The sequence below is a fragment of the Herbaspirillum sp. GW821-FHT09A12 genome (genome assembly GCF_059418325.1).
The window spans coordinates 116,132-128,072 of record NZ_JBWKPR010000007.1 but is presented as its reverse complement, the minus strand read 5'-3'; the positions used below and the strand labels follow the sequence as shown (position 1 = coordinate 128,072).

Annotated in this window: 15 protein-coding genes; 4 read left to right on the top strand and 11 right to left on the bottom strand. The window is 62.2% G+C overall.

The genetic code is table 11. From position 1 onward, the window contains the following. Window positions 1-41: 41 nt before the first annotated feature. From hisG to AC07N6_RS16210, 11 genes are all read right to left on the bottom strand, one after another. Window positions 42-692, bottom strand: a complete 651-nt coding sequence (gene hisG / locus AC07N6_RS16260) for an ATP phosphoribosyltransferase (protein ID WP_494782780.1) — start codon at window positions 690-692, stop codon at window positions 42-44. Window positions 693-717: 25 nt separating this feature from the next. Continuing rightward, window positions 718-1,968 carry a UDP-N-acetylglucosamine 1-carboxyvinyltransferase gene (gene murA, locus AC07N6_RS16255; protein ID WP_050466679.1) on the bottom strand — a complete coding sequence of 417 codons (1,251 nt, stop codon included), beginning with the start codon at window positions 1,966-1,968 and terminating at the stop codon, window positions 718-720. A gap of 9 nt (window positions 1,969-1,977) precedes the next feature. Next, the gene (locus tag AC07N6_RS16250) at window positions 1,978-2,214 is read right to left on the bottom strand and encodes a BolA family protein (RefSeq protein ID WP_141913712.1); all 237 of its coding nucleotides are present in this window, start codon (window positions 2,212-2,214) and stop codon (window positions 1,978-1,980) included. A gap of 40 nt (window positions 2,215-2,254) precedes the next feature. Then, complete coding sequence (locus tag AC07N6_RS16245; RefSeq protein WP_494782781.1) at window positions 2,255-3,019, bottom strand: ABC transporter permease; 765 nt, start codon at window positions 3,017-3,019, stop codon at window positions 2,255-2,257. After that, window positions 3,016-3,927 carry an ABC transporter ATP-binding protein gene (locus AC07N6_RS16240; RefSeq protein ID WP_494782896.1) on the bottom strand — a complete coding sequence of 304 codons (912 nt, stop codon included), beginning with the start codon at window positions 3,925-3,927 and terminating at the stop codon, window positions 3,016-3,018. The genes AC07N6_RS16245 and AC07N6_RS16240 overlap by 4 nt, the downstream gene beginning before the upstream one ends. A gap of 344 nt (window positions 3,928-4,271) precedes the next feature. Next, on the bottom strand, window positions 4,272-4,571 hold the full coding sequence (locus AC07N6_RS16235; protein ID WP_494782782.1) for an STAS domain-containing protein: 300 nt from the start codon (window positions 4,569-4,571) through the stop codon (window positions 4,272-4,274). Window positions 4,572-4,608: 37 nt separating this feature from the next. Then, window positions 4,609-5,241 (bottom strand): MlaC/ttg2D family ABC transporter substrate-binding protein, encoded by a 633-nt coding sequence (locus AC07N6_RS16230; protein ID WP_494782783.1) that lies wholly within the window; start codon window positions 5,239-5,241, stop codon window positions 4,609-4,611. Between the two features lie 215 nt (window positions 5,242-5,456). Continuing rightward, the gene (locus AC07N6_RS16225; protein ID WP_494782784.1) at window positions 5,457-6,173 is read right to left on the bottom strand and encodes an MlaA family lipoprotein; all 717 of its coding nucleotides are present in this window, start codon (window positions 6,171-6,173) and stop codon (window positions 5,457-5,459) included. Further along, window positions 6,170-6,646 (bottom strand): outer membrane lipid asymmetry maintenance protein MlaD, encoded by a 477-nt coding sequence (gene mlaD, locus AC07N6_RS16220; protein ID WP_494782785.1) that lies wholly within the window; start codon window positions 6,644-6,646, stop codon window positions 6,170-6,172. The genes AC07N6_RS16225 and mlaD overlap by 4 nt, the downstream gene beginning before the upstream one ends. Window positions 6,647-6,669: 23 nt before the next feature. Continuing rightward, window positions 6,670-7,449 carry a lipid asymmetry maintenance ABC transporter permease subunit MlaE gene (gene mlaE / locus AC07N6_RS16215; RefSeq protein ID WP_494782786.1) on the bottom strand — a complete coding sequence of 260 codons (780 nt, stop codon included), beginning with the start codon at window positions 7,447-7,449 and terminating at the stop codon, window positions 6,670-6,672. Then, entirely contained in the window at window positions 7,446-8,249 is an 804-nt protein-coding gene (locus tag AC07N6_RS16210; RefSeq protein WP_494782787.1) for an ABC transporter ATP-binding protein, read from the bottom strand. The genes mlaE and AC07N6_RS16210 overlap by 4 nt, the downstream gene beginning before the upstream one ends. A gap of 381 nt (window positions 8,250-8,630) precedes the next feature. Here AC07N6_RS16210 and ychF point away from each other — a divergent pair, with 381 nt between their 5' ends. The 4 genes from ychF (at window position 8,631) to AC07N6_RS16190 (ending at window position 11,834) form a co-directional block, all read left to right on the top strand. Further along, window positions 8,631-9,722, top strand: a complete 1,092-nt coding sequence (gene ychF / locus AC07N6_RS16205; protein WP_494782788.1) for a redox-regulated ATPase YchF — start codon at window positions 8,631-8,633, stop codon at window positions 9,720-9,722. A gap of 354 nt (window positions 9,723-10,076) precedes the next feature. After that, complete coding sequence (locus AC07N6_RS16200; protein WP_494782789.1) at window positions 10,077-10,433, top strand: type II toxin-antitoxin system RelE/ParE family toxin; 357 nt, start codon at window positions 10,077-10,079, stop codon at window positions 10,431-10,433. Next, window positions 10,411-10,728 carry a helix-turn-helix domain-containing protein gene (locus AC07N6_RS16195; RefSeq protein ID WP_494782790.1) on the top strand — a complete coding sequence of 106 codons (318 nt, stop codon included), beginning with the start codon at window positions 10,411-10,413 and terminating at the stop codon, window positions 10,726-10,728. Before AC07N6_RS16200 ends, AC07N6_RS16195 begins: the two co-directional genes overlap by 23 nt. A gap of 197 nt (window positions 10,729-10,925) precedes the next feature. After that, window positions 10,926-11,834, top strand: coding sequence for a class I SAM-dependent methyltransferase (locus AC07N6_RS16190; RefSeq protein ID WP_494782791.1), 909 nt, complete (start codon window positions 10,926-10,928; stop codon window positions 11,832-11,834). Window positions 11,835-11,941 lie beyond the last annotated feature (107 nt).

Here is an 11,941-nt window from a genome sequence, read left to right as displayed (position 1 = left end):
ACCTGCAATACGGCTGGGTTCGGCTTGGTTTCGTTACGGTCTTACTTGGCTTTGGACGCCTTCTCGAAGGCGTCGAGGATGGGCTGCAGGCGCTCGCGCTTCAACTTCAGCGCAGCCTGGTTGACCACCAGGCGCGAGGAGATATCGATGATGTGCTCGACTTCCACCAGCTTGTTGGCGCGCAGCGTGCCGCCGGTGCTGACCAGGTCGACGATGGCGTCCGACAGGCCCACCAGCGGGCCCAGCTCCATCGAGCCGTACAGCTTGATCAGGTCGACGTGCACGCCCTTGGCGGCGAAGTGCTCGCGCGCGGTCTTGACGTACTTGGTCACCACCCGCAGGCGCGCGCCCTGGCGCACCGCGTTGGCGTAGTCGAAGCCTTCCTGCACCGCCACCGACAGGCGGCACTTGGCGATGTTGAGGTCGATCGGCTGGTACAGGCCTTCGCCGCCATGCTCCAGCAGCACGTCCTTGCCGGCCACGCCGAAGTCGGCCGCGCCGTATTGCACGTAGGTCGGCACGTCGGAGGCGCGCACGATGATCACGCGCACGTCGGCGTCGTTGGTCGGCAGGATCAGCTTGCGCGACGATTCCGGGTCTTCGGCCACGGTGATGCCGGCGGCCTGGAGCAGCGGCAGGGTTTCTTCGAAGATGCGGCCCTTGGACAGCGCCAGCGTCAGTTGTTGGGTCATGTTGTCTGCTTCAGGTCCGGTACTGTTACTTGACGCGCTCGATGTCGGCGCCGATGGCCGACAACTTGGCTTCCATGCGATCGTAGCCGCGGTCGAGGTGGTAGATGCGCTCGACCAGGGTCTCGCCTTGCGCGGCCAGGCCGGCGATCACCAGCGAGGCGGAGGCGCGCAGGTCGGTCGCCATCACCGGCGCGCCGACGAACTTGTCCACGCCCTTGATGATGGCGGTGTTGCCTTCGATGTCGATGGCCGCACCCAGGCGGTTGAGCTCCTGCACGTGCATGAAGCGGTTTTCAAAGATGGTTTCGGTGACGTGGCTGGTGCCGTCGGCGATGCAGTTCAGCGCCATGAATTGCGCCTGCATGTCAGTCGGGAAACCGGGGTATTCGGTAGTGCGGAAGCTCACCGCCTTGGGGCGCGCGGCCATCTGGATACGGATCCAGTCCTCGCCCGAGGTGAGGATGGCGCCGGCTTCGCGCAGCTTGTCCAGCGCCGCGTCGAGCAGGCCGGAACGGGTGCGGCGCAGCGTGACGTCGCCGCCGGCGGCGGCGACCGCGCACAGGAAGGTGCCGGTCTCGATGCGATCGGCGATCACTTCGTGGGTGGCGCCGTGCAGCTTGTCCACGCCCTGGATCACCAGGCGGTCGCTGCCGATGCCTTCGATCTTGGCGCCCATCTTGACCAGCAGGTTGGCCAGGTCGCCTACTTCCGGTTCGCGCGCGGCGTTTTCCAGCACGGTCTCGCCCTCGGCCAGCACGGCGGCCATCAGCAGGTTTTCGGTGCCGGTGACGGTGATCATGTCGGTGACGATGCGCGCGCCCTTGAGGCGCTTGGCCTTGGCATAGATATAGCCGGCGTCGATATGAATCTCGGCGCCCATGGCTTGCAAGCCCTTGATGTGCTGGTCCACCGGACGCGAGCCGATGGCGCAGCCGCCCGGCAGCGACACCTTGGCTTCGCCGAAGCGCGCCAGCAGCGGGCCCAGCACCAGGATACTGGCGCGCATGGTCTTGACCATTTCATACGGCGCTTCCAGCTTGGTGATGTCGTTGCCGTTGAGCACGGTCTCGTCGCCGTTTTCCTGCACGCGCAGCCCCATCTGCTTCATCAGCTTGGTGATGGTGATCACGTCCTGCAGGTGCGGGATATTCTTCAGGTGCAGGTCATCGGCCGTCAACAAACCGGCGCACAGGATGGGCAGCGCCGCGTTCTTGGCGCCGGAGATGGTGACTTCGCCGGAGAGGCGCTTGCCGCCGCGGATCAGGAGCTTGTCCATGTTCTTGCCTTATTTCTGGAATTCTTCGGGAGTGAGGGTCTTCATCGACAGCGCGTGGATCTCTTCACGCATGCGGTCGCCCAGCGCGGCGTAGACCAGCTGGTGGCGCTGGATCAGGCGCTTGCCGGCGAAGGCGTCGGAAACGATGACGGCATTGAAATGCTGGCCGTCGCCTTCGACTTCGATATGCCGGCATTCAAGGCCGGCGACGATATAGCTTTTGACGAGTTCGGGTGTGGGTAGCATGGTTCAGCTCTTCACTAGGTTCGATGATGGGGCCGGCGCTTCAGTGCGAACCGGCGCGCAGCTTGTAGCCGCTCTTGAGCAGGCGCACCGCCAGCGTGGCCAGCGCCACGAAGAACACGGTCACGATGCCAAGGCTGGTCATGGGATTGATGTCGGACTGGCCGAAGAAGCCGTAGCGAAAGCCATCGATCATATAAAAAAACGGGTTGAAATGCGACACCGCCTGCCAGAACGGCGGCAGCGAGTGTATCGAATAGAACACGCCGGCCAGGAAGGTCAGCGGCACGATCAGGAAATTCTGGAACGCCGCCAGCTGGTCGAACTTCTCGGCCCAGATGCCGGCCACCAGGCCCATCGTGCCCAGGATCGCCGCTCCCAGCACGGCGAACGCCAGAATCCACAGCGGCGCCACGAAATCCAGGCGGCCGAACCAGGCGGTGACGACGAACACGCCGGCGCCGACGACCAGGCCGCGCACCACCGCCGCCAGCACATAGCCACCGAACAGTTCCCAGTGCGACAGCGGCGTCAACAGCACGAACACCAGGTTGCCGGTGATCTTGGACTGGATCAGCGAGGACGAACTGTTGGCGAAGGCGTTTTGCAGCACGCTCATCATCACCAGGCCGGGCACCAGGAAACCGGTGTACTGCACGCCGGGATAGACCTGCACGTGGTCTTGCAGCACGTGGCCGAAGATCAGCAGGTACAGCAGCGCGGTCATGATGGGCGCGGTCACGGTCTGCGTCGCCACCTTCCAGAAGCGCAGGATTTCCTTGTAGAACAGGGTCTGGAAGCCGGTCATTTTTCATCTCCCATGATCTGGATGAACACATCTTCCAGGTCGGCCTGTTGCAATTGCATGTCGTCGATCTCGGCGCCCGCGGCGCGCAGCGCGGCCAGGATCGGTTCGACTTCCTGGTAGTCGTTCACGCGCAGCGTGTATTTATTGCCCGACAACAGTTCTTCGGGATGGGTCACCAGCGCCTTGAGCGCGTCCGGCAGGGCGCCGTTCTTCAAGCGCAGCGCCAGTTGCGAACCGGAAATGCGCTTGATCAGGCCTTCGGTGGAGTCCAGCGCCACCACGCGGCCGAACTTGAGCATGGCGATACGGTGGCACAACGCCTGCGCCTCTTCCAGGTAGTGGGTGGTCAGCACGATGGTATGACCCTCGCGGTTCAGGCGGCCGATGAATTTCCACAGCGTCTGGCGCAGTTCCACGTCGACCCCGGCGGTCGGCTCGTCCAGCACGATCACCGGCGGCTTGTGCACCAGCGCCTGCGCCACCAGCACGCGCCGCTTCATGCCGCCCGAGAGGGCGCGCATGTTGGTGTCGGCCTTGTTGGTGAGGTCGAGGTTTTCCATGACCTCGTCGATCCACCGGTCGTTGTTCCTCAGACCGAAATAGCCGGACTGCATGCGCAAGGTTTCGCGCACGGTGAAAAAGGGATCGAACACCAGCTCCTGCGGCACCACGCCCAGCTTCATGCGCGCGGCGCGATAGTCGGTGACCACATCGTGGCCATGGATGGCGACGCTGCCGGAGTCGGCCCGGTTCAGGCCGGCGATGATGGAGATCAGCGTGGTCTTGCCGGCGCCGTTGGGGCCGAGCAAGCCGAAGAATTCGCCCTCTTCGATCGCCAGCGAAACGCCGCCCAGCGCCTGCAGCGACTGGTAGCGTTTCTTGATGTCATTGATTTGCAAAGCGGCCATGTTGCCGGTAGCCCGTTTCATTCGTTACTTGCAAGAAAGAATAAGGTGACAGGAATTCGCCCTGTCGGCCTCGCCCCGGCATCCTGGTGCGGCCGCCGTGGCGGTCGTCGCGTCCCTGCGGATGCCTTGTGATGTCATTGGATGGATCGCCGCGCCGCTGCGCCATAGAGCATCGCCATGGGCCATGCCGCTTGCCGACGATGCGGCGCACTGGAATGGCGCAGAACCAGCGTCATGAACTGGCGGTAAAACAGGAGATTATAGGGGAATTCGATTTTCCGGGCCGGATTGCCGCAGACGCGGCGGCAGCCTCGGGAGTGCCGCCATGACGGCGGCGGCGGCCGTCAGTGATGTCGGTCGGTGGCGGAAGTGGGCGCCGCCGAGCCATTGCCGTGCAGCAGCGGGGAAACGCCATAGAGGTCGGCCAGGCTCTGCAGGTTGGCCGGCAGCGCGCCAAAGTCGAGCGCGGCGCCGCGGGCCTGTGCCGCACGGCGCCAGGCCAGGAGCGTGGCCACCGCCGACGAGTCGACCACCGCCACTGCGCTGACGTCGATGCTGGCCTGGCCGGCGGCGATGGCCGACAGCCCTTCGCTCAGGACGGAACGGGCATTGGTGACGGTCAGCGAAGCGCCGGGCTTGAACATGATGGTCTTTCTGAAACGGTAGGATCGGGCCTTGAACTTACTTCTTGCCGGCCGAGCGCGCCGCCAGTTGCTTGTTCTTGTCCGACAGCGCCTTGATCAGGCCGTCGATGCCGCCCTTGTTGATTTCATTGGTGAAGGTGCCCTTGTAGGCTTCCACCAGCCAGGCGCCCAGCACGTTGACGTCATACAGCTTCCAGCCTTCGGGCTTCTTTTCCAGGCGATAGCTCAGCTGGATCGGCTCGCCGCCGCGCGCCGAGATCACTTGCGAATTCACTTCCACGTCGGTGTCGGTCGGAGCGGCGCGCAACGGCTTGAATTCGATCTTCTGGTCGCGCACCTGCGACAGCGCGCCGGAGTAGGTATAGACCAGCAGGCTGCGGAATTCGGTGATCAGTTGCTGTTGCTGCTCCGGGGTAGCCTGGCGCCAGAAACGGCCGGCCGCCAGCTGGGTCATGCGTTCGAAGTCGACATAAGGCAGGATCTTCTGCTCGACCAGTTGCATGATGCGGTTGTTGTTGCCCGACTGGATGTCCTTGTCGCTCTTGGCGGTATCCAGCACTTCCGAGCTGATGCGCTTGACCAGCGCGTCCGGCGCCTCCTGGGCGGAAGCGGCACTGGAAAAGGCCAGTGCGGAAACGGCGATGGCGATAAATTTGGTGAGCATCTTCATAGGTCTTTGTCCATTCGAATAGGAGCGGCGAATCCGCATGCCGCTGAAAGTCGGTGAGCCGGTGAAACGCCCGACGACTGCCGGCCTTCTTTCGAGACCGCGCACCCCATCGGGTTCCCGCGCCGTCACAGACGGCGACGGATCTTACAGTTTGTGCGATTTACTGCAATTTCAAGAGGCCGGCCGCCGACGGCAACGCCGCCGTGGCCGCGCCATCAAGGCTTGACCGCCTCTTCCTTCTGCTCGGCGCCGGCATTGCCGCCGTTGATTTGCGACTGGCGGCGCTGCAGGTAGGTGTCGCGCACAAAGTCGTACTTGTCCAGCGCGGCATCTTCCAGCAGGGTCGAGGCATCCAGCAACTCGGCGCGACGATCCACCACGCGGATCACGCTGCCGACGTTACGCCAGCGCACCGGGCGCTTGTAGGTCCACAGGTCGCCATACAGGTCGACCGGCAGGCCGGCGGTGTCGCGGATGGTGGACGGACCGAAGAACGGCAGCACCACATACGGGCCGGAGCCTACGCCCCACTTGCCCAGGGTCTGGCCGAAGTCGGACTTCTCGCGCGGCAGGCGGGCTTCGGTCGCCACGTCCAGCACACCGCCCAGACCGAAGGTGGTGTTGATGGCCACCCGCATGAAGGTCGACACGCCCTGCTCGATACGGCCCTGCAGCAGTTGGTTGATCGACGACCACAGGTCGCCGATGTTGCCGAAGAAGTTGCCCACGCCGGCCTGCACCGGATCCGGCACCACCGTGTCATAGGCTTGTGCGACTGGCTTGAGCGCCACCTTGTCGACAGTGTCGTTAAAGCTGAACATGGCGCGGTTGAAACCCTCCAGCGGATCGCCGGGGTTGTTGTTGCTGGTGGCGCAACCGGTCAGGGCCGCCGCTGCCAGGGCAAATGCGCCGATGCGTGCTGCGTAAGTCATTTCGAATCATCCTTTCCCTCTGCCGCCTTGCTGTAGAGGAACTGACCGATCAGGTTCTCCAGAACAATGGCAGATTGTGTCATTTTTATCGTATCGCCCGAGGCCAGGTTGACAGTATCGCCACCCGGTTCGATGCCGATGTATTGCTCGCCCAGCAGGCCCGAGGTCAGGATCTTGGCGGAACTGTCCTTGGGAAACTTGTAGCCGTCATCCATGTTGAGGATGACGATGGCACGGAAGGTCTGGTCATCGAAGCGGATCGAATCGACCCGCCCCACCACCACACCCGCGCTCTTGACCGCCGCGCGCGACTTCAATCCACCGATGTTATCGAAATTGGCCTTGACGGTGTAGGTTTTCTGGCCGAACGACATCGCGCTCATGTTGCCGGCCTTGAGCGCCAGAAACACCAGTGCGGCCACGCCCAGCAGCACGAAGATTCCAACCCAGGCGTCCAGTGATTTACGTTGCATAGTCATACCTTTTATTGATTCTGTCAGCTGAACATCAGCGCGGTCAGGAGGAAGTCCAGGCCCAGCACCATCAGCGAAGCGATCACCACGGTGCGGGTGGTGGCGCGCGCCACGCCTTCCGGCGTCGGCTGCGCTTCATAGCCCTGGAACAGCGCCACGAAGGTTACCGCGATGCCGAACACGATGCTTTTCAGCACGCCGTTGGCGATGTCGTTCCACACATCCACGCCGCCCTGCATCTGCGACCAGAAGGCGCCCTCGTCAACGCCGATCAGCAGCACGCCGACCACATAGCCGCCGATGATGCCCACCGCGCTGAAGATCGCCGCCAGCACCGGCATGGCGATCACGCCGGCCCAGAAACGCGGAGCGACCACGCGCTGCAACGGATTGACCGCCATCATTTCCATCGCCGACAACTGCTCGCCGGCCTTCATCAGGCCGATCTCGGCGGTCAGCGAGGTGCCGGCGCGCCCGGCGAACAGCAGCGCGGTCACCACCGGGCCCAGTTCGCGCGTCAGCGACAGCGCCACCAGCAGGCCCAGCGCCTGCTCGGAGCCATATTTATTGAGCGTGTAATAGCCTTGCAACCCCAGCACGAAACCGACGAACAGGCCGGATACCGCGATGATCACCAGCGAATAGTTGCCGATGAAGTGGATCTGGTCGGTAATCAGGCGCGGACGGCGCAACAGGCCCAGCGACGCCCCCAGCATATTGAAGAACATGCGCGCGGCAAAACCGGTGCCGGCGATGAATTCGCGAATGCTGCGGCCCAGGCTGGCCAGCAAATTGACGATCATGGGCGGCCTCCCAGTCCCAGGTCCTCGGCCAGCGACTTGCCCGGATAGTGGAACGGCACCGGGCCGTCCGACTCGGCATGCACGAACTGCTTGACGTAGGGATCGGTCGAGGTGCGCATCTCGGCCGGCGTGCCCTGCGCCACCACCTGCCCCTGCGACAGGAAATACACATAGTCGGCGATGCCGAAGGATTCGTTGACATCGTGCGACACCAGGATCGAGGTCGAGCCCAGCGCGTCGTTCAGACGACGGATCAGGTTGGCGGTCACGCCCATGGAAATCGGATCGAGGCCGGCGAAGGGCTCGTCATACATGATCAGCAGCGGATCGAGCGCGATCGTGCGCGCCAGCGCGACGCGCCGCGCCATGCCGCCGGAAATCTCGGCCGGCTTCAAGGCCGCGGCGTTGCGCAGGCCGACCGCGTTGAGCTTCATCAGCACCAGGTCGCGGATCAGCTCCTCGCCCAGGTCGGTATGCTCGCGCAGCGGGAAGGCCACGTTGTCGAATACCGTCATGTCGGTAAACAAGGCGCCATTCTGGAACAGCATGCCCATCTTGCGGCGCAGCAGATAGAGCTGCTTCGTATCGAGCCCGGGGACGTTCTCGCCATCCACCGTCAGCGAACCCTGCTGCGGATGCAACTGGCCGCCGATCAGGCGCAGGATGGTGGTTTTCCCCGAACCGGAACCGCCCATCACCGCCACGACCTTGCCGCGCGGGAAATCCATGCGCAACCCGGTCAGGATGGGACGGTCGCCATAACGGAAATGCAGATCGCGGATTTCTACGATATTTGGCAAAGCGGTTTCTTTGATATCTCTGGAAAACCGATATTGTAGAGCAAAATTTACAAATCGCTTTTAAGACAGCAATACAGCGTGTAAATGGCTTGCAACGAAAATGCATGATCTTAACAACTTCCATACATTTTCATGTCAATTGCCGGTTTTTAACGACACCTCACTTAATGACATATCAGTCATTAAAACCCCGCAAAACAAACAAATTCATTGGAATGTGGTTCATATGCAACGTTTGCTTACTTCTTGAGCAGGCCTGCCGATACGCATCGTTCCAGCAAGTCGCCGGCATGCGGTTTCGCGCCCGGCCGCGCATGCCCGCCCTAGGGCAACCCCGCCCGGCTTGATACAATGGCGGTTTTGCTTTCGGAAGAATTTGTCATGAGCCTCAAATGCGGCATCGTGGGCCTGCCCAACGTCGGAAAATCCACCCTCTTCAACGCCCTGACCAAGGCCGGCATCGCCGCCGAGAACTATCCGTTCTGCACCATTGAGCCGAACGTGGGCGTGGTGGAAGTCCCCGATCCGCGCCTGACGGCGCTGGCCGAGATTGTCAAGCCCGAGCGCATCCTGCCGGCCGTGGTCGAATTCGTCGACATCGCCGGCCTGGTGGCGGGCGCCTCCAAGGGCGAAGGCCTGGGCAACCAGTTCCTGTCGCACATCCGCGAGACCGACGCCATCGTCAACGTGGTGCGCTGCTTCGAAGACCCGAACGTCATCCACGTGGCCGGCCGCGTCAATCCGCTCGATGACATCGCCGTGATCCAGACCGAACTGGCGCTGGCCGACATGGGCACCGTCGAGAAGGCCATCCATCGCGAGCAGAAGAAGGCGCGCTCCGGCGACAAGGATGCCGCCAAGCTGGTGGCCCTGCTGGAACGCATCATGCCGGCGCTGGACGAAGCCAAGCCGGTGCGCGCGCTGGGCCTGGATGCGGAAGAAATGCTGCTGATCAAGCCGCTGTGCCTGATCACCGCCAAGCCGGCCATGTACGTGGCCAACGTTTCCGACTCGGGCTTCACCAATAACCCGCTGCTGGACCAGTTGACCGCCTACGCCAAGGAACAGAACGCCCCCATCGTGGCCATCTGCGCCGCCATCGAAGCCGAGATCGCCGACCTGGACGACGCCGACCGCGCCGAATTCCTGGCCGACATGGGCATGCAGGAGCCGGGCCTGGATCGCCTGATCCGCGCCGCCTTCAAGCTGCTGGGCCTGCAGACTTACTTCACCGCGGGCGTCAAGGAAGTGCGCGCCTGGACGGTGCCGGTCGGCGCCACCGGCCCGCAGGCCGCCGGCGTGATCCACACCGACTTCGAACGCGGCTTCATCCGCGCCCAGACCATCGCCTATGAAGACTTCATCGCCTGCAAGGGCGAAGCAGGCGCCAAGGAAGCCGGCAAGATGCGCGCCGAAGGCAAGGAATACATCGTCAAGGATGGCGATGTGATGAACTTCCTGTTCAACGTATAACTGGAACGTACTGTTCAACGACGTTTATCCAAGTTCAAATATCCCTTCAACCCCGCTTAAATGCGGGGTTTTTGTTTGTGCTTGTTCAATATTGCGCATCGCCATCCATCAATGAATGCGTGGCGCTGCCGCATCAAGCTCGCCCGTGAAGGGGATATCAAGGAAAGCGTACTCGCCATCGGCGACTACGCCACAGCGCCGAATGGCGAAACATTGGAAGCTGTGCTCAAGCCGCGCTCTCCAGTCAACCAGGCCCCTCTTGCTATTGGTATCGCCACATGTAATACTATGTGTGACGATTAATTTGCGCAGGGAACTACGTGAGGGTTTTCAAGAACGCTTGGTTCGAGCGTTTTGCCCGCAAGCAGGGCATCGCAGACAAAGTGTCTTCTAGAGGCTATCAAGCGCGCCGAACGGGGATTAGTTGATGCGGATCTAGGCGGTGGCGTCATCAAACAGCGCGTGGCGCGACCTGGACAAGGCAAGTCGGGCGGCTTTCGCACCATCATCCTGTACCGCGTGGTAGAGAGAGCTTTCTTCGTGTATGGATTCGCCAAGAACGAACGCGACAACATCGACGATGACGAAGAGGCTGCGTTCAAGAAGGCGGCGGAGCATGTACTGGGACTATCGGAAGCGCACCTAGCGAAGCTGATCGAAGCAGGACAATTTACGGAGGTACACGATCATGGCGAAGAAATACAGGAGTGAAGCCTACGCGGCCATCCATGAGACGATGGAGGCTCTGCATGAAGTCGGCGCCATCAACAAGCAGACCATTCGCGAGTTCGACGAAAGCTGCCTGACGCCGGCGCAACCCATGCCCCCCGAACGCATCCGTGCGCTACGCGAGCGTGAGCACTTGTCGCAGCCCATCTTTGCCCTCTACCTGAACGTGAGCAAGAACCTTGTCTCCGACTGGGAACGCGGCGTAAAGAAACCTGGCGGCCCGGCCTTGCGCCTGCTGACCGTAGTAGAAAAGAACGGCATCCAGGCGATTGCCTAAGGGAGACTGTCTTGAATCAAGCCCCCCCATTATGTACGTTCTCGACATCATGTTTGAAAAGCAGGCATCTGCACAATGAAGTGGACTTCCATCCACTATTTCCATTCAACGTCTGACTTCGCACAGCCGCCAGGCTTTGTCGTATTGCAGTCATCGCCGGCAGGTATCCTGCCGGCTTCAACCTTGATAGCAGCACCATGAGCAAGCAAGCCATCCCCTCACCGGGCAGCGACAAAAGCCGCGCCAAGCGCCCGACGCAAGCGGCCGATGCTGCGCCCCTGGTCAATGAGATCCGCCCCGGCCAGTCGATAGAACTGCTCAAGGAACTGCACATCCTCACGCGCGACGGCAAGCTCAACCAGGACAGCCGCCGCAAGCTCAAGCAGGTCTACCACCTGTACCAGTTCATCGAACCGCTGCTGGCCGAGGTGCTGCAAGACCATCCGGACGTGACGCTGGTCGACCACGGCGCCGGCAAGTCTTACCTGGGCTTCATCCTGTACGACCTGTTCTTCAAGGCATTGCAGGGTGCGCCGCACATCTACGGCATCGAAACCCGCGAAGAACTGGTGAAGAAGTCCGAGGAACTGGCCGCGCGCCTGGGCTTTGGCGGCATGTCCTTCGTCAACCTGTCGGTGGCCGACTCCATCGTGTCCGACCAGTTGCCGCAACAGATCGACGTGGTCACCGCGCTGCATGCCTGCGACACCGCCACCGACGACGCCATCCATTTCGCGCTGAAGAAGCAAGCGCGTTTCATCGTGCTGGTGCCGTGCTGCCAGGCCGAGGTGGCTTCGGTGCTGAACCGCCACAAGGGCAAGTCGCTGGCCAATTCGCTCACCGAGATCTGGCGCCACCCGCTGCACACGCGCGAGTTCGGCAGCCAGGTCACCAATGTGTTGCGCTGTCTGCAACTGGAAGCGCACGGCTACAAGGTCAGCGTGACCGAGCTGGTGGGCTGGGAGCATTCGATGAAGAATGAACTGATCATCGCGCAATACCGCGACCTGCCGCGCCGCCGTCCGGCCGAGCGGCTACAGGAAGTGTTGCGCACGCTGGGGCTGGAAGAGATGGGAGAGCGCTTCTTCGCGCCGCAGGTCGCTTGAAACGGTAACGCAAAGAAGGGCTGCGGGAACATTTCTTGCAATGGGGTTAAGATAGCGGCGCTTCTGGCGACAGAGTTTCAAACCGGGGCTTCAGAGCGGGGCTGAAG